Origin of the sequence: Microcoleus sp. FACHB-68 (assembly GCF_014695715.1) — a bacterium.
Lineage (GTDB): Bacteria > Cyanobacteriota > Cyanobacteriia > Cyanobacteriales > Oscillatoriaceae > FACHB-68.
This window is the reverse complement of the sequence record NZ_JACJOT010000015.1, coordinates 1-24,295: the sequence shown is the minus strand read 5'-3', so window position 1 is coordinate 24,295 and position 24,295 is coordinate 1. Positions and strand designations below refer to the sequence as shown.

Here is a 24,295-nt window from a genome sequence, read left to right as displayed (position 1 = left end):
CAGTCGCAGAGTATTCTCTACTATTTATTAACGATGCCCATACCTTTAGGTTGGCGAAGCCTTGCCCTATGCCCCTCATCCCTGATGCCCACCCTCAGAAAGCTTTTAGCTACTCCCCAAGGTGACATCTAAAAACATCATCACCACAAACCCGATCATCACCCCAAAGGTTGCTTCTTTTTCAAAGCCTAACTGGTGAGATTCGGGGATAATTTCATCGCTAATCACAAATAGCATCGCGCCGGCAGCAAACGCCATCGCCCAAGGCATAAAAAATTGGGCGAGAGAAACCACTCCCGCCCCAATCACGCCGCCGATGGGTTCAACTAAGCCGGTAAACAGCGCAATTAAGAAGGCATCCCGTTTAGAATATTTTTCTCCCAGCAAGGCTAAAGCGACGACAAGCCCTTCTGGTAAGTTTTGCAACCCGATGCCGGTGGCTAAGGCAATGCCATTGGCAATCTGCCCTCCAGCAAATCCCACACCCACGGCTAATCCTTCGGGAAAGTTATGAATCGCAATTGCAATCACAAACAGCCAAACTCTCTTTAAATTATTGGTATCAGTTCCTTCTTGCCCTTTAAAAAAGTGTTCGTGGGGAAGATATTGATTGCTATATAATAAAAAAATACCGCCTAAAAGTATCCCTATTACCACAATTGTTGCAGCCCAAACTCGATTGCCGGTGTTATCTGAAGCCGCTTCTATTGCCGGAATAATCAGTGAAAATGAGGTTGCAGCCAGCATTACTCCAGCCCCAAACCCCATCATCATTCCTTGAATTCTTTTGGTTATATTAGGAATCAAAAAAATAGGAATGGCCCCGATTCCCGTTGCTAAGCCGGCAAACAGGCTGCCAATTAAACCCAGGTAAACAATCGGAATATCTTTAAGAATTTCAAGCATCTTTTAAGCTCAACAAAAAATTGAGAGAGGGGCGGGTAAGTCAAGAAAATCAGCAGGATTTTAGCGTCAAAACCCACCCCTATATCGGCACGTACCCTTAGAAGTGCAAGATATCAGGGTTACTCATATTTTCGCCCGCGCCATTGAGTGGGTCTTTGAATGGCCGAAAGAAAAATTCGCACGACAGCTAAAGGATCTGCCAACGGAGACAACCAAAACATCCAGCCGGCAGTTGCTTGTGAGCGATCATAAGATGGGGCAATTGCAAAGTTTAAAGCAAACCGAATTGCCAGCAAAAATAGATTTAATCCCAGCAGAGAAAGCAGCAGAGAGGGGGCAAGAGCAAGCGGGGGAGATAGAAACAGGTAGCCCAGTAAAATCGGCAGAGGTAAACCTTGAATCGCTAGCAGCAGCCATAAATCGCCCCAAATCTGACCCGATGAAGAAGCATCTTTGAGATCAAGCGATCTTCCCCACTCTCGCCAAGTTTCCGCCGCCCCTTCATACATCCGCACCTTCAACACCTTCGCCCCATCCCAGAAGCCCACTTTAAAGCCTTTAGCGGCGATGTTTCTGGCTAAGGTGACATCATCACAAAACGAACTACGGGCGCTGCTGTAGCCATCTAGCTGCTTTAAAACAGACCGTCGGCACAGAAAACACTGACCGTTTGCCATCACTCGTTCTGCCGTATCTGCGCCGGTGCCGGTTGGGCCAAATCGGTAGACAAGGGTGAGTAAAAGTGCCGGCTGCAACCACAATTCCCCTGGATATTTCAGAATAAATTGCGGCGACAGAGACACCAGATCGTAACCCTCTGCCTCAGCCGTTGCGACTAAACCGGCAACCAAACCCGGACTCGGCTGGGTATCGGCATCCATTCCTAAAAACCATTCGCTGCCATCTGAAGTGTGGTAAAAGCCGGTATGCAACGCCCACGGACGCCCCACCCAGCCGGCAGGCAGCGGATCATCTGTAATGACCCGAAATCGGGGATCTTTCTCACCGGCAGCCTTCACCAATTCTGCTGTCCCATCCTGGGATCGGCTGTCTACCACAATCATTTCCCGAACTTCGTAACTCTGGCGAGTCAAGCCGGCTAAACAAGGGCCAATTCGTTCTGCCTCATTCAGCGTCGGCACAACCACACTCACCTTACCCAACAAATCTAGGGTTGCCGGTTGCGGTTCAATTGGCGGCTTGCGGGTTGGCCCTTTAATCAGACGCGACAGCAAAATCGCTACCGCCGGCACCTGAAACAGCAATAGCCCCAATGACCAATAATTTATTGACAAATCAGTAGATATCGGGTGTGCGATAGAAAAAAAATTGGTAAGCACAAGAAAACCTTTCTCATCGTTAACAGGTCATTTGTCCGCCTGTTCACACGGAGGACAAATAACAGAATTGAAGTTTAAAATTTTTTCATCAAGCAGTAAAACTTTAGCAAGCTTGTATAAATGAACCAGATTCCTGCTGATGCAATGCCAGAACACGGAGCTTTGGCACCCGCTACGAATGGCCATTTTGATCCAATGGTTTTCGGTATCTTTTTTTTAACATTCTTATTATCTTTAGCCGGCCTGATGCTACAGAATCAGAAAAGACGCTAACAGTAAGCTTTAAAAGCATACAACAGGCCGGAGAGAGACAAGCGGTTAGGATTTCGCTGGCTATTTGCCGAATTCTTAAAATTGAACATTGAGAGATTGAGGAACCCCCAAATTGAAAGTTCCCCTCATCTTTGGCGTAGGGATTTGAGAAAAATTGAGTATTCTTACCTTTCGCCTGACGTGAGGGGAAAATGACCGATTGAAAATGAGAGCGGTTGGGGTTTGGCAGCACACCCCAAAACCGAACTGAAATCGCACTGGCCCTGCGCTGCCTTTCAAGTTTACCTCCCGCCTTATTTCGCGGCGACTTCCACAGGAGGAGTCGGCAGTTCAGCACGCTCGATAATCTGGGAATCTGCCTCAGAGGTGGCATCCTCCACGGTTTGCGTTGCCGGCGCAGCCATCCACCATAGAATCACAGCCGGCACAACACCCAGCAACACACTCAGCGACGTGGGAATCAAGTACCGGGCATCTAAGGCACCCAAGGTAATAATCGCACCGAAGGCGAAGTTAACCACATAAACAATTAGAGGTAAACCCAGTTGTGAGCGCTGCAATGAAATCCGTGTATTTCCCCACAACAAAGCTGCCACAGACATAAACAGTGCGCCGGTGCCCATCCAACCGGCTAAGTTGCGGTAAGGCATCCCAAAGAAAGCGCCGACTTCCTGAAATTCCCAGAACGGAAAGGCTGTCTGGCTCATGGCCGGATCAAGAACAAAGTCCCAAGCCGTGAGTAACAGGGAACCCAAGGCAATCGCCGAGATGTGGCGAACCCAATTAGCCATGCCGATGCGTTCTAAGCCGGCACGCGCCAGCAGATAGGACACCAGCCCCATATAAAACCAAGACAGGGGAATGGTAAACGGCACCAAACCGGCCACTTTATAGCCCAAACCACTCAAATATTGGTAATGGCCAAACGGGAAGCCGGTGCTGGTGCCCAACAGCTCACTCCCCAAAGACAGAAACACAGACGGCAGCATAAACGACAGCCACAGCCGCATTCCCAGCAGCCGGTAGGCATAAATCGCCACCGCTGCTGCTCCGAAGATGATATAAACCACCCCCCCACCGGCCATACTCCACTGGAAGATGCTTTGTCCGACAGACGATAAACTCAGAATTAATTCTGGATTGGGTAAAACCAGCAGCAGCCCTGCCAGTCCGAACGCCATCGCCCCAACATGGCCAATCAGTAAATAGCGCTCGGCAGTAATCAGTAGCTTCATGGAACTCCTTTAAGAAATGTAAACCTTAAAAAGCGCTTCTTAACAGTTTACAAATGTTTAACAAAAATCTTGCTATCGAGAGAGGCTTTTCTCAAACTAATCCCAGGGCCTTACAATTCTGTAGGCTTTCTAACCCTCCTTACAGTCGTTATAGGATAAAAGGGGCATTGGGGATTGGGCATTGGGGATTGGGCAAGGCTTCGCCAACCTAAAGGTATGGGCAAGGCTGCGCCAACCTTTAGGTATGGGCATTGGGCATTGGGAAAATTAAGTGTTGTATCACTCTCTCCCACTCTCCCACTCTCCCACTCAAAAGCTCAGGACTCAGCACTCAGCACTCAGGACTCTTTATCCCCCTCGTTCTATCCCGTCCGCAGAAGGGTCAGCCTGAATAAACTCGCAGAACAAAAATTCGGAAACAATTGTGGTGATCGCAGAAAGCATAGGAATTGGTGTAGGAGTCGCGGCTCTCTTGCTAGGGTTCGCTGGGTTGGCGCTAGAGTTACAGTACCGGCGGCGTCCCGGCAATGATTTAAAGCTGTCGCAGGGAGATTGGAAGTTAGAAGTTGTGGAACCCAACCGCTATCTTTTGGTCGGCGAGATGGAGTTTCACAACCAGACGCAAAGTTTAGAAATCATGCTGCCGGAAGTGCGTTCGGAAGTCAGCCTGTTGTCGAAAGGCAGCTTGGAGGGCATTACTTGCCACAGCCAAGTGATTCCCCTGCATCCAGATGCACCGGCACGGGATGATGGATATTGGTTTGGCTATATTGTCAAAACCGGCAAGAAAACGCGGATCAAAGTTTCAATCGAGATTCAAGGGCCGGATCTGAGCCAATTGCAAACCGCCTGGATCAAAATCAACTACATTACCTATGGCCCTCAAGGACGCATTCCCAAAGTCCGCCATGTGGTTGTGCCGCTGAAATATCCAGAACCAGGCGCAACGGCTGGAAGCTGGCGATCTACCGCTGTGGCAGAAGTGCTGCCGGTGAAAACCCATTTACTCACGCACCTCGACGATCCTGTAGAAATCGTTAAGCGTTACATCTTCCCCCACTCCCAAAAAGGAGATGTCGTGACGATTGGCGAAACGCCCATCGCCATCATGCAAGGCCGGTGGCACCCCCCCACCGATATCACGCCCGGATTTGTGGCCAAACGGCTGTGCTATTTCTTCATGCCCACCTCTAGTTTGGCCACCGCTTGCGGGATGCAGACCTTAGTGAATATTGTCGGGCCGGCGCGGGTCGTCTTCGCCTTTGTCGTTGGGGCAATTGCTAAAGTGTTTGGCAAGCCTGGGGTATTTTACCAACTTGCCGGTGAGCAGGCGCGGCTCATTGACGACGTAACCGGCACCTTGCCCCCTTATGACCAGTTCATCGTCCTCGGCCCAGAAAATCCTCAAAAAGTTGTAGAAAGAATTAAGCAGGAGACGGGATTATCAGCCGCGATTGTAGACGTGAACGACTTGAAAGCAGTTAAGATATTGGCAGCGACCCCCGATCTGTCAGCGGCTTTGTTAGAACAAGCCTTAAGAACTAACCCAGCCGGCAATGCTGATGAGCAAACGCCGCTGGTTTTGATTCGACCGAAAGCTCAGGGTTAATCGCTCATACAGGTTTTGCCCCGTTCCTGACTGTAGAAGCAACTTAAAAAATTGCCTCTCGCAAAAACAGGGTGAATCGTCGTATACATGGAGGGCACGGCTCCCCTGGAGAATGAAGAATGGAAAATGGAGAAAAGGGAAAAAACTCTAAACTCTACATTGTTCGTTCAAAAAGGATAGAGGCCGCGTAGAAGGTTTAATGGCTCCTGTCTCACCCCAGAACCCCAATACCACGATCCGCCCCATCCAATACCGGGATCTGGAAGTGATGGAAAAACGCTGTGCGGAGGAGTTTGAAGCCGAAACACACAGTCGTTTAACTGACACTTGCCAGCAACTGTCACAAGCTCGGCGCTGGTTTGGTTGGCTAAAGCTGCTGAGTCTGTTTCCCAATCCCTATCAGTACCTCTTTTGCTGTCATGTTGCCGAGCAAGAGGGCAAGTTTCGGGGCATGATTCAAATCTCGCCATTTAACCGCACACGGAGCACTTGGCGAGTCGAGCGGGTGGTCATCGATCCAGCCGCTTCTAGCCAGGGAATTGGTTCGGTGCTGCTACGCCACTGCTTAGAGGTGGTTTGGGAGGCCCGGACTTGGCTGCTAGAGGTGAATGTTAATGATAAAAACGCGCTAGCTCTCTACCGGCAAAATGGGTTTCAACCCTTGGCCCAAATGACCTATTGGACAATTGGGCCGGCACTGCAAGAGCAATTGGCCAATCGGGAACCGGATCTGCCCAATTTGCTGCCGGTGAGCAATGCCGACGCTCAACTGTTGTGTCAGTTGGACACAGCCGCCATGCCGCCGTTGCTTCGCCAGGTGTTCGACCGCCACATCCAGGACTTTCAAACCGGCCTGGTCAGCGCTTTAATTGAAGGTTTCAGACAGTGGCTTGCTCACACAGAAGTGGTCAGCGGCTATGTGTTTGAACCCCAGCGCAAAGCAGCGATCGGCTACTTTCAGATCCAGTTGAGCCGTGACGGTTCACAGCCTCACGTCGCCCAGCTGAGCGTCCACCCAGCTTACACTTGGCTGTATCCAGAATTGCTGTCCCAAATGGCCCGCATTGCCAAGGATTTCCCCCCTCAATCCTTACATCTGGCTTCTGCAGATTATCAGCCAGAACGGGAAGAGTATTTAGAGCAAATCGGTGCTGAGCGCATTTCCCACACGCTGCTAATGTCTCGCTCAGTCTGGCACAAGCTGCGTGAGTCTAAACTCAACGCTCTGGAAGCCTTACAGCTATCTGATGTGCTTCAGGGATTCCAGCCGGCACGCAAACCTGTACCGGGCCGGATGTCGTGGCTTAATCCGCTGCAAAAAAAACAGCCGATTACTGAACCGCAGCCGGCACTTAATGCAGTCGTGAGCGCTGAGAAATGCGCCCTCTGTAAAGAAGTTGAGTCAGAACTCCATCCTGGCGACTCAGGACTGACAAACTGAGACATTAATTAATAACTATGGCAGCGAGAATTTCAGCTCTGGGTTTGGATGTTGGCAGCAAGCGCATCGGGGTAGCCGGTTGTGATGGCACCGGCTTAATTGCCACCGGATTGACTACCATTGATCGCACCTCGTTTGACCGAGATGTGGCACAACTGCGCCACTTGGTCGAGGAAAGACAGGTGCAAGTGCTTGTTGTCGGTTTACCCTATTCCATGAATGGCAATGTGGGTTTCCAAGCCAAATCCGTGCAGAAATTTTCCAACCGCCTTTCTGAGGCACTGCAACTGCCGGTGGAATATGTGGATGAGCGTTTAACGTCGTTTCAGGCGGAGCAAATGATCATCGCAGAAAATCGCTCTCCCTCGCGGAATAAAGGACTGATTGACCGCAAGGCAGCCGCCCTGATTTTACAGCAGTGGCTCGACGAGCGCCGGCAGCCAAAGAGGGAAGGTACTTTACCGTGATATTCTGGTGAGTGCAATTTGCTATGCACTAGAGTCGTCCAATAGACGTTCAACCAACGACGATTGCATTTAGCTTTCAGCGTTGGTTTATTCCCAGTGACCTTGGAAACTGCCCCAAACTGTCAACCTATTCACCCTGTTCTCATCCCCTAGGTCATTGCTCAGTGGGCTGCGCTCACTTGTCGGTTGCTCACAACTGCTGACAACTGACCGCTGACATCTGAACAAAGGACAAAGGAAAAATGACAAATGACAAAATCCCAATCCCCTAAAGAGAATGGGCGTCCTTCCTCAGATACCGTCACCCTGACGGATGAATCTGGACGGTCGCTTACCTGTTCTATTGAGCATTCTTTGGAGTTAGAAGGTCAGGATTACGTTTTACTCCTGCCTATCGACTCTCCCGTCGAAATTTTTGCTTGGCAAGCAGAAGGGGATGACGAGGAAGCAGTCCCTGTAGAAGACGAGGACATTGACCCGCTCTTTTCAATAGCCAAAGCGGTTCTCGAAGAGCAAAACCTCACCCTCAAACGCACAGCCATCACCCTAACCGTTGAAGGCGACTTGCCGGATTTATCCTCCGAGGATATCGGGGAAGATGAAGATACAGAAGAGGGTGATTATGAAGAGTTACAGTGGCTAGCCAGCTTCTACCACGAAGAGCTAGAGTATGCCATTTATACGCCCCTCGATCCCTTCTTTGTTCTGGCTCGGATTAATGCCGACGGTGAGCCAGAATTGCTCTCTCCTGAAGAGTTCCAAAAGCTAGAGCCAATGCTGCCAACTCTAGAAGGACTGATTGAAGACCGGCTCTTTGAAGAACTAGAGGAGTAAGCCTGGAGAGTTTGGGCTTTGCCTCTTAAAATCCCGGCTTTCATAACGCACATCAGGGCGAAGCGTGCTCTCTTAGTGCATAAGTCAAGCCCGGTAAGGGGGTAGGCAATGCCGGCAAAGGCTGACGCCCCCTCGCACTCAAGACTTTTCTGTAGAAACTGATTGTTTAATAGCATTAAATATGAAAGTTGTCAAACGCATTTCCAAGTGGTCGTTGTTCCTCGCTATCATCCTGACGACCTTAGGAGTCTGTGCTTGGCAGGGCTGGTCTTGGTGGAGTTGGGCCAGTGCGCCACCGGCAGGCTCGGTTGCTTCGGGAAACTCACCCCAAGACAAAGCGGTTCAGCTACAAATTCCGCCTGGAACATCGGCTCAACAAATTGGCCAGGATCTAGAGTCAGCCGGTTTGATCCGTTCTGCGTCCGCTTGGAAACTGTGGGCGCGGTGGTTAATGCAACGCGGGGGTGGCGATTTTAAAGCCGGCACCTATAACATCGCCCCCACAGAATCAATGCAGGAGATTGCCAACAAAATTTGGACCGGCGACGTTGTCAAGCTCAACTTCACCATTCCCGAAGGATGGTCACTCAAGCAAATGGCTGCTTACTTTGAGTCACAAGGGTTTTTTACAGCCCAAGACTTTCTCAAAGCAGCCAGCGAAATTCCGCAAGCGCAGTACCCCTGGCTGCCCAATGGCTTACCCCATCTCGAAGGTTTCCTATACCCCGACACCTACGAGCTAGTCGGTGATGACATCACCCCGCAAGCAGTTTTAAGACAGATGCTCACTCGGTTTGAGCAGTTGGCACTTCCGATCTATCAAAAAGGAGATCGGCAGACCAAGATGAGCTTGCTTGAATGGGTGACACTCGCCAGCATCGTCGAAAAAGAGGCCGTCATTCCAGGCGAACGTGCCCGAATTGCCGGCGTGTTTACCAAGCGCTTGCAAGAAGGAATGTCATTAGGTGCCGATCCCACCGTTGAGTACGGCTTGGGAGTCACCCAAACACCCGATAAACCCCTAACCTTGGCCCAGGTTAATACGCCTTCTCCCTATAACACCTATATCAATGCCGGCCTGCCGCCGACGCCTATTGCCAGTCCCGGTATTGAGAGCTTAAAAGCTACTCTCAATCCAGAAAACACAGAATTTCTCTATTTTGTGGCGCTGTATGACGGAACTCACGTCTTTAGCCGCACCCTAGCCGAACACGAAGCCGCTCAAGCGAAAATTCGGGATGAGCGTTCGGCTACTGAAAAATCACCCAACTAACCATCAACAATTAACAATGTCTTGGGGCAAACTCTTACAGCCTGACTTAGTTTTAGGAGACTCAATTTTGAGTCTGACACCGGCGATTGTGCAGCAATACCAGCTGAAAGGATTAGTGCTGGATGTGGATGAAACCTTGGTGCCTATGCGGGTTGCTGAAGCTTCTCCAGAAATGCGGCAGTGGGTCGATACTATCAGACCCTTGGCAAAGCTGTGGCTCGTCAGCAATAACCTCAGCGCCTCTCGCATTCGCAGTATCGCCGAGTCCTTGAACGTGCCCTACATTCTAGGCGCGGCTAAACCCTCCCGGCGCAAGTTAAGGCAAGCAGTTGATGGCATGAATCTGCCGGTTGATCAGGTGGCGATGGTTGGGGATCGCCTCTTTACCGATGTCCTCGCCGGCAACCGCTTGGGAATGTTTACTATTTTGGTCGAACCTGTAATTGATCCCACTGAAGCGATCCGCCGCTATCACTGGCGTTCCTTTGAGGTGTGGTTTTCTCAAATCCTCGGAGCCACCCTCACGCCGCCAAAGTAATAAAACTTTACAAACCGAGATGAATCATGACATCGCGAAATATAAAGAAAACATTATGAAACTGAAGACTTCGGTTTTTTCAGGCGATGATAGTCATAGTTCAAATGGGGTCAGCAAATATAAAGACCCTAACCATAAAAAACAAATAACTTTGTAGAGCGCCAGTCTTCTCGTAGGAGGAGCTGGCGCTTTACAATTGATGGGCTAGGGAAAACGGGAGAAATGCCCAATGCCCCATGCCCCATGCCCAATGCCCCTACCTTTAGGTTGGCGAAGCCTTGACCCATGCCTAATGCCCCATGCCCAATGCCCGATGCCCAATGCCCCATGCCCAATGCCCCATGCCCTAATTCCCTGATGCCTCACCGAGTCCCCTGATCTGTTGTCATGCCGCAAACCATCGTTGTAAAAATAGGGACTTCTAGTTTGACGGTGCCGACCACCGGCAACCTCGCCCTTTCCACCATTGCCACCCTCGTAGAAACCCTCACAGACCTTCGCCGGCAAGGGCACCGAGTTGTTTTGGTTTCCTCTGGTGCCGTAGGGGTGGGTTGCGCTCGCCTGGGACTGCAAGAACGCCCGCGCAGCATTGCGCTGAAACAGGCAGTCGCCGCAGTCGGCCAAGGCCGGCTCATTCGGGTATATGATGACTTTTTTACGACCCTGCAACAGCCGATCGCGCAAGTGCTGCTGACTCGAACCGACTTGGTGCAGCGCAGCCGATACGTGAATGCTTACAACACCTTCCAAGAATTGTTGCGGTTGGGAGTGGTGCCGGTGGTGAATGAAAACGACACCGTAGCCGTTGAAGAACTCAAGTTTGGGGATAATGACACGCTTTCGGCGCTGGTAGCCAGTTTGATCGAAGCCGACTGGCTATTTATACTCACGGATGTGGATCGGTTGTACTCTGCCGATCCGCGCGAAGTGCCAGACGCCCAACCGATTGCTTTAGTGCAGCGCTTGGAACAGCTAGCGGAGTTACAGGTACAAACCGGCGGCAGTGGCACCAGTTGGGGCACCGGCGGCATGGCAACCAAAATCGAAGCGGCACGGATTGCCACGGGTGCGGGAGTTCGCACAGTGATCACTGCCGGCGCTTATCCCAGAAATATTGACAAAATCTTACAGGGAGAACCGATTGGCACTCAGTTTGAACCTCAACCCCGAACCGACAGCGCCCGCAAACGCTGGATCGCTCACGGTTTGATTCCGGCGGGCAAGCTGTTTTTAGATGCCGGTGCCGTGGCAGCGATCTGTCAGCTGGGAAAATCGTTACTTCCTGCCGGCATCACCGGGATTGAAGGAGAATTCAATGCCTCAGATGCTGTGCAGCTATGCGATCTTAGCGGTCGGGAAATGGCGAGAGGATTGGTAAACTATAGCAGCCCGGAACTACAGCGAATTCGAGGGCGCAAGTCTGATGAAATTTCCCAGATTTTGGGTTATGCCGGCGCTGAAACCGTGGTTCACCGAGATAACCTCGTTTTGAGTAACTAGAAGCTACGAATTCGTTGAGGAAGGAGGAAAGACGAGCAAGGTTGCGCCAACCTAAAGTTATAGGCAGGGGAATCGAGCCTTTCTCCCCCTCTTCCCTAGATCCTAAAAAGCTAGCGCCTCCGGCGGTGCAATATCCGAGCCGGCAGCTACGCGATTTTTGCCTGAAGTTAAACCGGGCGTTGCGGTTGGTTCCGCCGGCTTGATTGACTCAGAGACAGTTTTAGGAGATAAAGCAGCCGGATCAGGTTCAGCAATTGCTCCGGGTGTTGCTTGCCCAGACATCCAGGAAAGTCCGCCCACGGCACTTGCCATGAGGGCGGTATAACCCACGTACAAATGTCCTGTTCGCAATTGCATTCCAGATTCAGTTAAAGGTCGCTGCCAGGACGGTACGACAGATTTTACCGGGTCGGGTGCCGGTAAAGAAGCGACCATGCCGGCAGCATCCAACCCCAGCGCATTCGCCAGCCGGCGGATAAAACCCCGAACGAAAACATCCTCTGGTAATTGCTCAATGTGCCCGGTTTCTAAAGCTTCCAGGTGAGCGAGTGGGACTAGGGTTTGACGGTGAAGTTGCTGGCGGGAAAGGAAACGAGCCTGACGTGCTTGTTGCAGTTCTTGGCCAATCTGGCGCAAACGATCTTCTCGTTCCAGATCGATTTTTTGGGCTGCCAGCTGAGCTTTCGAGAGTTTTTTAGTTCCACTCTTCTTACTTGTTGGGGAGAGCGCTTTAGACGCAACCGTGCCGGTTTGAGTGGGCGGTTTGCCGGCATCGGCAGGGGCAGAGGGGTTAAGGGTATCTTGAGCGTTTGTGCTTGCCTCGTGACCTTTCTGGTCGGTGGCCGGCAGCGCTCGATAGTGTTTGATAAATTTTTTAAATGCCAGTCCAATTGCTTCTCTGGCCACTGCCTTGATCAGAATCTGGCTGCCCTGATCTGTTTCCCCTAGCAGCGTCTCAAAACTGGCTAAAGCGCGGCGATAGGTGTCACTCTGATAGAGTTCAGCTTCAATTTGCCCCAGTAAAACTCGTAATGCTTCTTGAGATGCTTCAAGGTTTGTGTGGCCCGTCACATTAGAGTGTGCCGCCGGTTTCAGTGCCATGATTGCTATTGTCTCCGTGCTTGAGTGGAACAGCATCTCATACCAAGTCCGCAGTCCGCTTCCAGTCCTGAGTCTTAAGTCGGACACACAGACAGAGCGGGGCTTTAGCCTCAAGAAAAAGGGGGTTGTGGATACGGATTTGGTATGACTAACTAAGCCACACAGAAGTGGGATGGGAGACACACATCATACTTTTCAGTTCAGCGAATTCTAAAAGAGATTTTAGATTTTTGAGTGGTGTTTCTACCAACATCCAAAATCTAAAATCCTAAATTAAGCTGCTGAGAGAGTGTGAGCAATTGGTAACAGTATTGGGGAAAACTGTAACCATCCCTTTCTGTTGTGCCGGCTCATTAGCTGTTAGTGGTTAATTTACAGGATGCTGGAACTGTACTAAGTATGTCTTTCGCAAAATAGGCACTGATTCCGGATCGCCAAGGTTTTAATCTGGGCAAAGGTGCGAGTGTTGAATATGCCGGAAGGATGAGGGCCGGCTAATCTTTATTAATCCAGTTGATCAACCACAGCACCGTAGTAATGCCAACAAAGTGAGCCACAATCGTGTGAGTGTTCCCCAGCACCAGAAAGATATCCAGGGGTTGAATAAATCGACTCAGTGCTGAGGGATCGGTGAACACGACCCCTTGAGAACTGATCGACTTGGCTAAGAGAGTGCCGTTAATCGCTTCTGCCCCTAGGAGGGTCAAGAGCATCCCCACTAAATTTACGATCAATCCGCGCTGCAGAAGTTTCAGGGCGTCTGCTTTTTTGGGCCGCAAATTGGGATTGGCAGATTGAAGTTGGTTGGCCACGCGGGTGTAGCGCCAAGACCAATAGATACTGATGCCAAGGGCGACGAGTCCGCTAATCGCAAAAAATGTCCCTGGACCAGTACCGGGATTGGTTACGTTAACGGCGTTGGCACGGGGGATGGCCAGCGGGATACAAAATAAGAAAATTAGGGCGGCAACAACAGCTAGAACTAATTGCACCCAGAAGCTAGTCCAGCCGGCATAGCGAAATACAGGGACAACTCGCTGAACAGATGGGGGAAGCGCAGGGCGATCTGATTTGTTTGACATACTGATTCCCAGTGGGCGTGGCTAGGATATATCCTTACGATACTTGTTTTGATGAACTACCCCACCCCATAGACGGATGAGGAATGAGAAAACTCATCCGTCCTACCGCTAGACTTTATCTATCCTAGTTGCTGCATCGAGCCGCTCTGCTTGCGCTGTTGGGTCGAATCTGTAGCGCTAAAACATCCGCAGTCTGCGAGGTTAGTTCCTATTTCGGCTAAAGCCAGAGAATTGGCTTGTCGTTGCACTTAGATTTTAAAGCTGGTGACAAGATTTGAACTTGCGACCGGCTGATTACAAATCAGCTGCTCTACCACTGAGCTACACCAGCAACAAAATGCATTATAGCAAAGCTTGGCTGACTTTCGCTACCCTGACTTACAATTTATTTGGCTCCGAAATGCCGGCATCGCGCAGCAATTTAGCCGGCCACCTTTAATTTCCTGGACTACTATCAGTGTAGAGTTAGCCCTTCAGGCCGGCGCTGCCTACAGGAACCTGCGCCAATTCCAACCTTTCCCCATAGAGAAACAGTGTGGGAAGCTGAAAACAGCCTTGATTTATCTGAGGGATGAAAGCAACTCCAGCACTTTTAACGGCTATCAATTTTTGTGAGCGACTTCTATGAGAATTTTACCTGGATGGGGATTAACTTTACACCACCGACATCGAGAACCTTTTTTTCTGATTGATTAATTAAAAACTTTTTAATATAATTAGATACTTTTCCGTATTTATTAACTCTGACCTAGTGTTATGCAAGGTTAGAGAAAAATAAAGTTTTTAGTGAGATTCATGCTTGCATTTACTATTGCAATACTGAGTGGCTGATTTTTGTTTAATTTTTATAATTTAAACCAGTATTCTTAAGTTTTGACATTATTATAGTTTATTTTATAGGCGTGATTAAACAGTGCATTCATTTAATATAGATATTTATTTCCACTTGCTGAAAATGTAGCTTAAGAGAAGACGATGCAACTACATCCGATAGAATCTAGCCTGATTCAGGCTGCCGGCTATGACGAAGCAAGTGAAACATTGGAAGTTGTCTTTAACAGTGGCAAAACCTAGCGCTACTTTCAAGTTTCAGAAGATGTGCGGCAGGGACTGCTGGAAGCTGACTCTAAAGGTGGCTAGATGGGATACGCTGTGATTGACTGCTATCCTTACCAGCAGGTGAAGAAGGGCCGGCGCTGAATCTGTTCTTATTAGATTAGGCCAAAAGACTTAACTTTTTGAAAAAAATTACCCAGATCAAGATTTGGGTGCTTGTTTTATCAACATCTTTAAGAAATGTGTAGGCTATTGGGAAGATAATCAACCGATTGACACATTTTTGTTGCAAAATTTTACGCAACTGTTTATAATTTTAATAAATCACTACACAGTGTCTGAGCCGGCTCTAAAGGAGAGACACACGTAAGCGATTTTACTTTCCCGCTAAAGATGATCGGCAAAGTGCGATTGACTTACTTGTGCTGTAGTATGATCAATCCGCACCGTTAAAAATATCCTGTCGTGCTAGCCAATTCAGCCTCTTTCGGAGACTGAAATTTAACGATAGGTAAGCAATTTAATCCAAGACGTAGTATTTATACTACAAATAGCGCAATTAAATCTTTTTGTCTTAAATACAAAGGGGGGTGAAGCCAGTGACCAAAACAATGAAGCCTTGCAATTATCCAGTGGTTGAGTTGGCAGAGGGAGTCTTCGTTCACACCGGCATCTCAGATGCTAATTTGCCGGCGTTGCGATCGGGATTCGCCGGCTACCCAGCCAACCCCCGATGGAGCGGGGTTAAGTTTCATGCTTGGAAAACAGGCCGGCACTTGCGGCAAGCAGTTGCTTGCGGTGAAATGGTGGTGCGTTCTACAGATTCAATGCTCGTGCCGGTTAATCACCAAGAAGCTACAACAGACACTTCAGCCGAATCGCCGGTACATAAACGTTTTGTGATTCCTCAACTGGTCTTTGCATCTTAATAACCAGTTTGAGTGATCTAGATTCATGGGAAATTAGAGCCGGTGGCAATATCCTAGTAAACCTGCGAGGATGATGGCCACCGCTTTTGCTTTACGGGGGGGCATCCCAGTTAATATTTTGGGATGCCGGCATTAGGGTATGAGAGCCTGCAGTAAAAAATTTACACCACTGTGTCCTGTACGATTGCTGAGTTTTTTCGTAATTTCTGGTTGCCGGTTCGCTATGTTAGGACGTACTAGGGCCATCTCTCAAAGTTTTCTCTCTAATTGCCAATCGTTTCTATATTCCTGATTATCCAGGGACATCTCAACCCATCGTTTGCAATAGCCCACAGGTTCTAATGGCAGTTACTGAGCGCGTCGGGCCTATATTCAGTTTTCTGGCGATAGCTGTCTATTGTCCGCTGTGGTTTATGACTTTTTTGAAGAAGGTGAAGTATCAGAAGCCTTTAGAAGTCAAGCTGCAAAATGATCTTGATTGCTACTCATTGTTGCGAAATGTAAACTAATCCACATCAAAAGGTACAACTTTAGCTTAGATTAATAGCTGAGTCACTTTGTCTCAAAGATGGAAACACGGGAGCTAGTTCAGCCTGGAGAACATAACAGCCTAACAGTAGACATTGATGGCCCGTTGCTGTCATTTGACAAGTTTCGCAAGGCACAAGAGGAACTGGCCACTATACTGTGTGAAGTGGATCAAAACATTGCCAAAAATCAACGTCCATCTGTAAGCTGGGTTGTCTCTTCTGTAAGCAGCGGTAGCGTTCACTTGACAGTTAAGGGAATACCTAAAAATGATATAGCAGTTTTCCAAGTAGCTGAAGTTGTTAGAGCAGTTGAATCTGGCATAGCGACTTTAGAAGAACGTCCTGAACGACCACCTTTTTTTTCAGACCGGGCGTTAGAAAGCGCTAAAGCTTTAGCCAGCTTAGTTGGCAAAGATATCCTGATGATTCAGGTGGGCGTTAATTCTCATAAAGTTAATTTGACTAAACATTTAGTCGCAAATGTCGATGAACTAATAGGCGCTAATTATAAAAGTTTTGGTTCTGTAGAAGGTCTTCTTAAAGCAATAGACTTAAGCCGCAAGCCTCTATTCAGAATTTACGATTTACTCACAAATAAAAGTGTCAAATGTTACTTTCCATCAAATTTAATTGACCAGATCAAAGACGCTCTTGGTAAAAGAGTTGCAGTCTATGGTTTAATTCGTTCAAGGGAAGATGGGCAAAAAGTTAGTATACAAGTTGAGGAAATGGAAGTTTTCCCAAGTGAGCAAGAACTTCCCAGTATAGAAGACATTATTGGCATTTTAGGAGGCGAAGATTGAGCAAATCATCTAAGCCTCTTCATTACTGGGATTCATGTACTTTCTTAGCTTTACTTAAGAATGAAGCTGATAAGATTGATGAATGTCGTTCAGTTATAAAAGCTGCTGAAGCTGGCAAAGTCATAATAGTTACTTCTACTTTGACTTTTATCGAAGTAGTTAGGTTAGAAAAAAGAAAACCTAAACTTCCAAAGGAACATGAGGAAAAGATACGAGCTTTTTTTAAGCATGAGTGGATTTATATATGTGAGCTTGATCGAAAAATTGCAGAACTAGCTAGAGAATTGATGTGGCAATATGAAAGTCTGAGGCCAAAAGATTCTACCCATGTAGCAACAGCAATCTACTATAATGTGGATGTTTTAGATACCTTTGATGAGGGCCTGATCAAACTTTCTGGTCAAATAGGAGAGCATCCATTAATCATACAAAAGCCATTTTTGCCAACCCAACTAGACCTTTTTGATTCAATGTGATCCCACTTAATCTTCTATGTCAAATTTCTCCCTTAAAGACTGTGTCAAGTATGGCTGGTTAGAAGATTTTACCCTGGCCTTCGCCTCCGTCTTAGAGGGCATGACAGTCACAAATCAATTAAATTTTTGGGGACGCTAGTACACCGGCATTAGGGAAATACAGCCGGCAGAGAAAAATTGACACCGCTGTGCCTTGACATACAATCACTGGGCTTTCCTGTAATTTCTGTAGGGCAAAGAAATAAGCGTTAAAACCGAAGAAATAAATGTCACAATCGCTTTGTGCATCAAAGTTTTGGAAAATATGGCTTTGAGGTTTTTTAGTCATCAATTTTTAGAGAAAACGTAACCGAAGAATTATGTGTCATACCCATTTAAATTGATATAAAAACTGCTGTAAGGTTTGTAATGGGAGTGCTCGCCGTAAGCAACAAAAAAGTAGGGTGATGTATCGAAGTCCAACACCACCCTACGATTTGTGAGCGCTTTGACTGAATCGCTTCTGCTTAATGGTTCCTACATCATGACAAACGTAGTATCGGCTGTAGCAATCAGATCAGTGCTGTTGATGCCGCGAATCATCGCCAACATACTGTCATTAGCGGTGATAACCGTGCTGCCGCCGCTTTGAGAGAACACGAGCTGATCAAACGCAACTCCCTCCATCATGGCGATGAAGTCTTCACCAATGCGGAAATCGCTAAGTGTATCGACATCGCCATTCTCACCGGAAGCGAGAACGAAGCGATCTCGGCCTTCTCCACCAACCAGGGAATCTTGACCGAGACCGCCAAAGAGCAGGTCATCGCCGGCATCGCCAAAGAGTTGGTCGTTGCCTTCACCGCCATAAAGCTGGTCATCGCCGCCCTGACCAAAGAGGATATCGTCGCCTAAGCCGCCGCTGAGCAGGTCATCACCACCGGCACTGCCGCCGGCCTGAACCGTGTTTAAGTCACCTCGGATCAGGTCATTGCCTTCTTCACCGTAGAGGAAGTCATCATTGACGGAGCCTGCGATTATGTCCTCACCCTCATTGCCGCGAACTAAGTCGCGCTCGGGGCCACCCAACAGGGTTTCTGATTGGGGAGTGCCTTCGATTAGTGTGGGCAAAGAGTTTTGACCAAACAGCGTCCGATACATCAGTTCATAGATGTAGGTGTTTTCGTGAGAGCTGGGCAAATCTCCCGCATTCAAACCATAGGTTTTGGTCAACACGCCGTCGGGAACGTCGTTTACTGTGGCGTAGGCGATCGCGAAGGGATACTCGTTGCCGTTGGCATCGGCAGCCGCAACAAAGGGTTCAGTGTTGCGACCATCTCGGCCATCAAGGGGCACTTGCACAGCATCGGAGTCATCCGGCAGAGTGGGATTGGTTTCAACCGTGCCGACGGGTTCATCCACGTCATCCACGTCATACACCTGAGGGCCACCCGCATTGCTATCTGCAGATGTAACCAGCAGCGTATTGGGGTCTTCGTTGTTGATGAAGTCCATTGCTACGCCGATCGCATCATCTGCCCGCTGGGTAGCCTCAATCAATCCCCGACCGTTGTTGTTATTACCAAAGTTATCGGTGCCTTCCTCTTCTAACACCACCATAAATCCCTGGGGGTCGCGATTGAGAATGGGCAGAGCTGCCTCCAACATTTCGGCAACGGTGGGTGGGTTTTCGTTGCCCGGCTGCCCGTAGTTGTCCAATCCCGCTGCGGCGTTCGCCTCTTCAGTGGTGTCGTTGTAGGTGTCTTCTGCCGCAAAGATACCCAAAACTTTGCTGGCGTCTTCAGGCAAGTCTTGCAGTTGCTCACGGGTATAGACCACCGTGTAGCCCATCTCCTCGGCTTCCTCAATCAGGTTGCGTCCATCGGTGCGAGTACCTTCTTCACCAAAAAAGCCGGTGGTTCCTTCTGGCAAATAGTCGGTTTCACCACCGCCGAGAATGATATCAACACCAGACTCCAAGACTTCTGCCGTGATGGCTTCCGTCTGGTTGCGGTTTTCTACATCAGCCAGAAACACACCCGTCCCAGGCTCGGCAATAAAGCCAGAGTTGATCACAGCGGTTGCCTTACCTGCCGCGATCGCCTCTTCCATAATGGTTACACCCTGCTTTCCAGAGCGAGAAATCACAGGCTCACCATTTTCATCTAACCCGTAGGAATCAGCTTGAGGTTTGGTGCCCAGCGAGTGAACCACCGCCCCAGCGTTAGAGGTGGCCGTAATCTGGTCTTCGAGGCTATTAATGTAAACGCCGGCATCAGACATCATGTCCCAATTGAGGCGGCCATCTGGTCCCACTTCCTCTAGGCGAGCCAGCGTGAAGTAAGCCGGGGTCGTGCCATCGGGGTGAATGAAGATAACGTTGCCCTTGTCCTCAGTAGCAGGAGTCGCAGGGGTCGGTTCCGGGGCCGGAACGGGAGACGGCAGCACTTCATTAAACAGCGTCTGATACATCAGCCGATAAATCTCGGTGTTGTCGTGGGTGCTGGGCAACAGATCCGCGTTCAGACCATAGGCTTTGCTGACTACGTCAGAGCCAAAGTCAGGCAGCCCTGCATAGGAAATGCCGTAGTCGTAGCGAAAGCCATTTTCATCAGGCCCGGTGATGAAGGGTTCAGTTGTACGTCCGTTCTGTCCATCAAGGGGGACGGCAACGGCATCAGAGCGGTTGGGCAGGGTAGGGTTGACAGGAGTGGTGCCAACGTTACCACCTGCTATGACATCGGTCTCATTCGCCTGTACACCGCCTGCATTGCTGTCTGCGGTGGTAATCAGTAACGTATTAGGCCGCTCGTTGTCGATGAAATCTTGGGCAACGCCAATCGCCTCATCTGCTCGAATGGCGGCTTCCACCACGCCCCGACCATTGTTATTGTTGCCAAAGTTATCCGTGCCCTCTTCTTCGAGAACCACAAAGAAGCCATCTTCATCTTTAGCCAAAATCGGCAGAGCTGCCTCTAGCATTTCTCCCACCGTGGGCGGATTGAAATTGCCCGGCTGACCGTAGTTGTCTAACCGCTCGGCGGCATTGGCTTCTTCGGTGGTGTCGTTGTAGGTATCTTCTGCCGCAAAGATGCCCAAGACTTTGCTGGTGCCTTCGGGCAGGCTCTGTAACTGCTCACGAGTGTAGACTACTGTGTAGCCCATTTCCTCGGCTTCTTCAATTAAGTTGCGTCCATCGGTGCGAGTGCCCTCTTCACCAAAGAAGCCAACGGTACCTTCAGGCAAATAATCGGTTTCGCCGCCGCCCAGGATAACATTAACGCCAGACTCCAGCACTTCTGCCGTGATGGCTTCCGTCTGCTGGCGACTTTCTACATCAGCCAGAAACACGCCTGTTCCAGGTTCCGCAATAAAGCCAGAGTTAATCACAGCGGTCGCTTTGCCAGCAGCGATCGCCTCCTCCATAATGGTCATTCCCTCATCGGCCAAGCCTTCTTGTGCCGACAGGGAGACGATAGGATTGCCTTCTTCGTCCAATCCATAGGAATTTGCCTGGGGCTTCACGCCATAGGCATGAACCACCGCCCCAGCGTTTGAAGTTGCCGTGAGCTGATCTTTAATATGTGACAAATAGGAGCCAGCGCTATCCATTCTGTCCCAGTTGATGCGACCGTCAGGCCCTGCCGTCTCATAACGAGCCAGGGCATAGTGAGAGGGCGTCGTGCCATCGGGGTGAATGAAAATGACGCTGTTATTTTGGGGGGCGCTGTTGTCTGACGTGTTGTTGTTTGACATGACAATTATTGATGAGTTGAACCGATAAGTTGAGCGGTGACAGTTGTCAGTTGTCCGTTGAGCAGTCATCAATGCCGTTGGTCATCTCCGCCTGAGAGAACGCTATAGCCAACACATCCCTTGAGATGACGCAGGTACATAGTCAGTTAATTGGAGTTTTGCAAATCTTCAGAGGGGCGGTGTTGGAGGTGAACGATTTGGTTAGATAAGCGACCAACACGTATAAGGATTACTTCCTTAAGTTAAGGAAAGTTAAGGAATACCCCCACTACATCGTTAAGAATAAGTAAAGACGAGCAATATCTATCTAGCGAGCTAAAAATTCAATCGATTTACAATCGTTTTCTCCGTCGTAGGGTAGTAATCCTCTAGGCGCAAAATGACTAAAGTATTTTGTTTACCCTCAGCGAAGGTTCTAATATTTCTGAATAGAGAATTAAAAATAAAGAACTCAATCAAGCACTGTAGGTTTGAGACTACGTGGGCTGGATGGAGTGAGGTTATACTAATTTCGAGAGCAAAAATTACAGATATGACAAAACTGAGGACTGAGGACTGAGTAATTTCAAATCTCTCAGTTTTCAGTCCTCAGCACTAAAAGAATTCATGTGTCGCGACTAAACCTTAAATCGCTATTACTCTGCCATAGAAACAACGACAAAAACACTCCGCGCTCGCTTGCCAATTACAACCTTCTATGAGTGAGGTGCGCTCGTAGTGACTTCGTAGGTTTAGTTGAACATAAGTTCTTCTAGATGTTTTTTAAAGGCGGCACCCAGATTTGAACTGGGGGTGGAGGTTTTGCAGACCTCTGCCTTACCACTTGGCTATGCCGCCGCACTGTAATTATCGCAGCGTTTATCATCATAGCAGGTTTTTCGCTTTACTCAATCCTGCCGGCTTGATTTTCCTAAAAAAAATCTGCGGTGCCGGCTGAGACTGAAGCAGCCGACGCAAATCTCAGGCTACGTGTGATCGAAATCACAGAGAAGACACTCACAGATCGCCAATTTGAAACTTTGTTAAAGCTATTTTAAAGAGATATCAAAACGCGGGCGTTAAAAAAAGTTGATTCCTAGCCCAAAATTTTTAGCCCAGAAACCATAAATCCCGCACTCCAGTTGAATAGCCATGAGCCAAGCAACCCCTCTCCTCGTTGCTCAAGTCACTGATATCCACTTGTTCGCCGATGCTAAGCAGGAATTGCTCGGTCTGCGAACCCTAGCGTCTTTTCAAGCTGTTTTGGCGCAGTTGCAAGCGTTGCAGCCTCAACCCGACTTGCTGCTGCTCACCGGCGATCTGTCCCAAGATGAAACACCAGAATCTTATCAACTCCTACACAGTTTAGTCAGTCCTTTAGGAATTCCGACTTACTGGCTACCAGGTAACCATGACTGCCTGCCGGTGATGCAGCAGGTGTTAACTGAGCCTCCCATCTTTCCCCACAAAGCTTTTGGTGTGGGCAACTGGAGCTTTTTACTGCTTAACTCTGGCGTGCCTGGATACGTTCACGGTTTTCTGTCACCGGCAAGCTTAGATTGGTTAGACTGGCAGCTCGATCTCGTCGGCAACCGGCCCACACTTGTGGCACTCCACCACCCACCCTTCATGGTGGATTCACACTGGCTAGATGGCAGCACCTTGCAAAATCCAGAAGAACTATTTGCCGTTCTTGACCGGCACCCCCAAGTTAAACTTGTCTTGTGTGGTCATATTCATCAAGACTTTGAACGGGAACGTCGGGGAGTTCGCTACTTAACCACCCCCTCGACTTGTATTCAGTTCAAACCGCAAAGCAACAAGTTTTCCCTCGATGAGGTGGAACCAGGATTCCGGCTGTTAAAACTCTATCCCGATGGCAGATGTGAAACCAAGGTTGAGCGAGTTGATTATGCTTTTCAGCCTAATTTCGCGTCAACGGGTTATTAATTGCACTGCGCCACTGTTTGACGGCATTGTGTAAGCGTCCTTGCAGCCAACTGTCATATTGAGGATAAACCGGCAAGCGTGGCACTAACTGCCATCCTGTCGGTTTTAAGATTTCTGAGAGTTGCTGATGGTGGGGATGGGGGTAGTCGGGGTTAACCTCATCACGCGGCCCAATTCCCCCTAGATCTCGCGCACCGGCTTCTAAACAAGCAAGTAATGCTGCCGGTTCTTGCACTAAATTGGGGGGAATTTGCAGAACGATCTCCGTTGGCAATATCTGACGGGCCATTTTAACCACTTCTGTAAGCCGGTGAGAACTAAACGCTGAACCCTCCCACGCCTGCTGAGTCCCTGGACTGTGGGGTTGCAGAATCACTTCTTGGATATGTCCCCATTGCCGGTGAATGCCTGCGATCGCTTGCAACGTTTCCTGGCAGTCGTCTAGAGTTTCCCCAATTCCTAATAAAAGGCCGGTGGTGAAAGGAATTTGCAGTTCTCCCGCCCATTCCAACTGTTGCAGCCGGCACTCTGGAACTTTGCTGGGTGCGTGCCGGTGAACTGTTTGCATCAGTTGGGGTGTCAGTTGCTCTAACATTAGCCCCATCGATACATTGACAGTCTTTAACTTCGCCATCTCTTCCAAACTGAGAGGGCCGGCATTTGTGTGGGGCAAAAAACCCAGCGATAGCGCTAGTTCACACAAATCGTAAATGCGCTGGAACCACGCTTGCCGGCGAGAACTTTGCGGATGCACCTCACCACTGAGGATGAGAATTTCAATAATGCCGGTGCCGTGAAGCGACTTCAGCAGCCGTTGTGCCTCGCTTAATTCCAGCCAGGGACTTTGCTGCGGATCGACCCGAAAGTTGCAGTAGGTGCAGCGGTTAAAGCACTCATAAGTCGGCACTACGGTGTAAGCGGGGCTGTATGTAACAATCCGTGACATAGTTTAAAGTCATTACTTTAGCTTGGCTCAGGCATCCTTATGCCGGTCTAGCATAGCCTCCTAGCCTTTTTAGGCTGAGCCTAAAACCTAAAAAGGCAAAAATATTTTTATGAAAGGGCTTTACAAAACTCAATAAAGACAGTAATCTATATATTAAGGTAGAAAAAACACTACCGCGCACCTCGAAAAATCAATAGCAATCATAAACAAATGACCACAACTCTCCAACGCCGCGAAAGCGCCAACGTTTGGGAACGGTTCTGCGAGTGGGTCACATCAACCGAAAACCGTC

Annotated in this window: 23 protein-coding genes and 2 tRNA genes; 14 read left to right on the top strand and 11 right to left on the bottom strand. The window is 49.1% G+C overall.

All coding sequences use genetic code 11. The features are described 5' to 3' along the window. Positions 1 to 105: 105 nt before the first annotated feature. Together H6F73_RS20725 and cruG are read right to left on the bottom strand one after the other, a co-directional pair. Complete coding sequence (locus H6F73_RS20725; RefSeq protein ID WP_199330703.1) at positions 106 to 906, bottom strand: ZIP family metal transporter; 801 nt, start codon at positions 904 to 906, stop codon at positions 106 to 108. Between the two features lie 119 nt (positions 907 to 1,025). Continuing rightward, positions 1,026 to 2,225 (bottom strand): 2'-O-glycosyltransferase CruG, encoded by a 1,200-nt coding sequence (gene cruG / locus H6F73_RS20720; RefSeq protein ID WP_347239592.1) that lies wholly within the window; start codon positions 2,223 to 2,225, stop codon positions 1,026 to 1,028. Positions 2,226 to 2,366: 141 nt separating this feature from the next. Between cruG and H6F73_RS26255 the strand changes: the two genes are divergently transcribed. Continuing rightward, entirely contained in the window at positions 2,367 to 2,519 is a 153-nt protein-coding gene (locus tag H6F73_RS26255; RefSeq protein WP_206754757.1) for a hypothetical protein, read from the top strand. Positions 2,520 to 2,812: 293 nt separating this feature from the next. Here H6F73_RS26255 and cruF read toward each other — a convergent pair whose 3' ends face one another. Next, positions 2,813 to 3,754, bottom strand: coding sequence for a gamma-carotene 1'-hydroxylase CruF (cruF, locus tag H6F73_RS20715; protein WP_190760671.1), 942 nt, complete (start codon positions 3,752 to 3,754; stop codon positions 2,813 to 2,815). A gap of 430 nt (positions 3,755 to 4,184) precedes the next feature. Here cruF and H6F73_RS20710 point away from each other — a divergent pair, with 430 nt between their 5' ends. From H6F73_RS20710 to H6F73_RS20685, 6 genes are all read left to right on the top strand, one after another. Continuing rightward, positions 4,185 to 5,363 (top strand): F420-0:Gamma-glutamyl ligase, encoded by a 1,179-nt coding sequence (locus tag H6F73_RS20710; protein ID WP_347239591.1) that lies wholly within the window; start codon positions 4,185 to 4,187, stop codon positions 5,361 to 5,363. Between the two features lie 199 nt (positions 5,364 to 5,562). Beyond that, positions 5,563 to 6,804 carry a GNAT family N-acetyltransferase gene (locus tag H6F73_RS20705; RefSeq protein WP_190760669.1) on the top strand — a complete coding sequence of 414 codons (1,242 nt, stop codon included), beginning with the start codon at positions 5,563 to 5,565 and terminating at the stop codon, positions 6,802 to 6,804. A gap of 17 nt (positions 6,805 to 6,821) precedes the next feature. Continuing rightward, positions 6,822 to 7,271: a Holliday junction resolvase RuvX gene (gene ruvX, locus H6F73_RS20700; RefSeq protein WP_190760668.1), complete on the top strand. Its 450-nt coding sequence runs from the start codon at positions 6,822 to 6,824 to the stop codon at positions 7,269 to 7,271. A 249-nt stretch (positions 7,272 to 7,520) separates the two neighbouring features. Next, positions 7,521 to 8,105, top strand: coding sequence for a DUF3727 domain-containing protein (locus tag H6F73_RS20695; protein ID WP_190760667.1), 585 nt, complete (start codon positions 7,521 to 7,523; stop codon positions 8,103 to 8,105). Positions 8,106 to 8,286: 181 nt separating this feature from the next. Beyond that, positions 8,287 to 9,378, top strand: coding sequence for an endolytic transglycosylase MltG (mltG, locus tag H6F73_RS20690; RefSeq protein WP_190760666.1), 1,092 nt, complete (start codon positions 8,287 to 8,289; stop codon positions 9,376 to 9,378). Between the two features lie 16 nt (positions 9,379 to 9,394). Continuing rightward, the gene (locus tag H6F73_RS20685) at positions 9,395 to 9,916 is read left to right on the top strand and encodes a YqeG family HAD IIIA-type phosphatase (protein ID WP_190760789.1); all 522 of its coding nucleotides are present in this window, start codon (positions 9,395 to 9,397) and stop codon (positions 9,914 to 9,916) included. Positions 9,917 to 10,044: 128 nt separating this feature from the next. Here the strand turns inward: H6F73_RS20685 and H6F73_RS20680 are convergent, their stop codons facing one another. Further along, positions 10,045 to 10,245, bottom strand: a complete 201-nt coding sequence (locus tag H6F73_RS20680; RefSeq protein WP_190760802.1) for a hypothetical protein — start codon at positions 10,243 to 10,245, stop codon at positions 10,045 to 10,047. Positions 10,246 to 10,303: 58 nt separating this feature from the next. Between H6F73_RS20680 and proB the strand changes: the two genes are divergently transcribed. Next, positions 10,304 to 11,416: a glutamate 5-kinase gene (gene proB / locus H6F73_RS20675; protein WP_190760665.1), complete on the top strand. Its 1,113-nt coding sequence runs from the start codon at positions 10,304 to 10,306 to the stop codon at positions 11,414 to 11,416. Positions 11,417 to 11,518: 102 nt separating this feature from the next. Here the strand turns inward: proB and H6F73_RS20670 are convergent, their stop codons facing one another. The 3 genes from H6F73_RS20670 to H6F73_RS20660 all read right to left on the bottom strand — a co-directional run bounded on the left by H6F73_RS20670 (position 11,519) and on the right by H6F73_RS20660 (position 13,930). Further along, positions 11,519 to 12,517, bottom strand: coding sequence for a helix-turn-helix domain-containing protein (locus H6F73_RS20670; protein WP_190760664.1), 999 nt, complete (start codon positions 12,515 to 12,517; stop codon positions 11,519 to 11,521). A 494-nt stretch (positions 12,518 to 13,011) separates the two neighbouring features. Continuing rightward, entirely contained in the window at positions 13,012 to 13,599 is a 588-nt protein-coding gene (locus H6F73_RS20665) for a DUF3611 family protein (RefSeq protein ID WP_190760663.1), read from the bottom strand. A gap of 259 nt (positions 13,600 to 13,858) precedes the next feature. After that, a tRNA-Thr gene (locus tag H6F73_RS20660) sits at positions 13,859 to 13,930 on the bottom strand. 23 nt (positions 13,931 to 13,953) lie between these two features. Between H6F73_RS20660 and H6F73_RS20655 the strand changes: the two genes are divergently transcribed. From H6F73_RS20655 to H6F73_RS20635, 5 genes are all read left to right on the top strand, one after another. Further along, on the top strand, positions 13,954 to 14,214 hold the full coding sequence (locus H6F73_RS20655; RefSeq protein WP_190760662.1) for a hypothetical protein: 261 nt from the start codon (positions 13,954 to 13,956) through the stop codon (positions 14,212 to 14,214). A gap of 360 nt (positions 14,215 to 14,574) precedes the next feature. After that, positions 14,575 to 14,673: a KTSC domain-containing protein gene (locus H6F73_RS26700; protein WP_242072584.1), complete on the top strand. Its 99-nt coding sequence runs from the start codon at positions 14,575 to 14,577 to the stop codon at positions 14,671 to 14,673. 581 nt (positions 14,674 to 15,254) lie between these two features. Further along, positions 15,255 to 15,584 carry a hypothetical protein gene (locus H6F73_RS20645; RefSeq protein WP_190760661.1) on the top strand — a complete coding sequence of 110 codons (330 nt, stop codon included), beginning with the start codon at positions 15,255 to 15,257 and terminating at the stop codon, positions 15,582 to 15,584. Positions 15,585 to 16,152: 568 nt separating this feature from the next. Next, positions 16,153 to 16,917 (top strand): hypothetical protein, encoded by a 765-nt coding sequence (locus H6F73_RS20640; protein ID WP_190760660.1) that lies wholly within the window; start codon positions 16,153 to 16,155, stop codon positions 16,915 to 16,917. Continuing rightward, complete coding sequence (locus tag H6F73_RS20635; RefSeq protein ID WP_190760659.1) at positions 16,914 to 17,393, top strand: type II toxin-antitoxin system VapC family toxin; 480 nt, start codon at positions 16,914 to 16,916, stop codon at positions 17,391 to 17,393. The genes H6F73_RS20640 and H6F73_RS20635 overlap by 4 nt, the downstream gene beginning before the upstream one ends. A 118-nt stretch (positions 17,394 to 17,511) precedes the next feature. Here the strand turns inward: H6F73_RS20635 and H6F73_RS20630 are convergent, their stop codons facing one another. The 3 genes from H6F73_RS20630 to H6F73_RS20620 form a co-directional block, all read right to left on the bottom strand. Further along, positions 17,512 to 17,721 carry a hypothetical protein gene (locus H6F73_RS20630; protein WP_190760658.1) on the bottom strand — a complete coding sequence of 70 codons (210 nt, stop codon included), beginning with the start codon at positions 17,719 to 17,721 and terminating at the stop codon, positions 17,512 to 17,514. 188 nt (positions 17,722 to 17,909) lie between these two features. After that, the gene (locus tag H6F73_RS20625; protein WP_190760657.1) at positions 17,910 to 21,128 is read right to left on the bottom strand and encodes an alkaline phosphatase; all 3,219 of its coding nucleotides are present in this window, start codon (positions 21,126 to 21,128) and stop codon (positions 17,910 to 17,912) included. A 766-nt stretch (positions 21,129 to 21,894) separates the two neighbouring features. Beyond that, a tRNA-Cys gene (locus H6F73_RS20620) sits at positions 21,895 to 21,965 on the bottom strand. 294 nt (positions 21,966 to 22,259) lie between these two features. Here H6F73_RS20620 and cpdA point away from each other — a divergent pair. Next, complete coding sequence (cpdA, locus tag H6F73_RS20615) at positions 22,260 to 23,057, top strand: 3',5'-cyclic-AMP phosphodiesterase (RefSeq protein WP_190760656.1); 798 nt, start codon at positions 22,260 to 22,262, stop codon at positions 23,055 to 23,057. Here cpdA and cofG read toward each other — a convergent pair. Continuing rightward, complete coding sequence (cofG, locus tag H6F73_RS20610) at positions 23,032 to 24,003, bottom strand: 7,8-didemethyl-8-hydroxy-5-deazariboflavin synthase subunit CofG (protein WP_190760655.1); 972 nt, start codon at positions 24,001 to 24,003, stop codon at positions 23,032 to 23,034. The two genes, cpdA and cofG, sit on opposite strands and share 26 nt — an antisense overlap. Between the last annotated feature and the right edge of the window lie 292 nt (positions 24,004 to 24,295).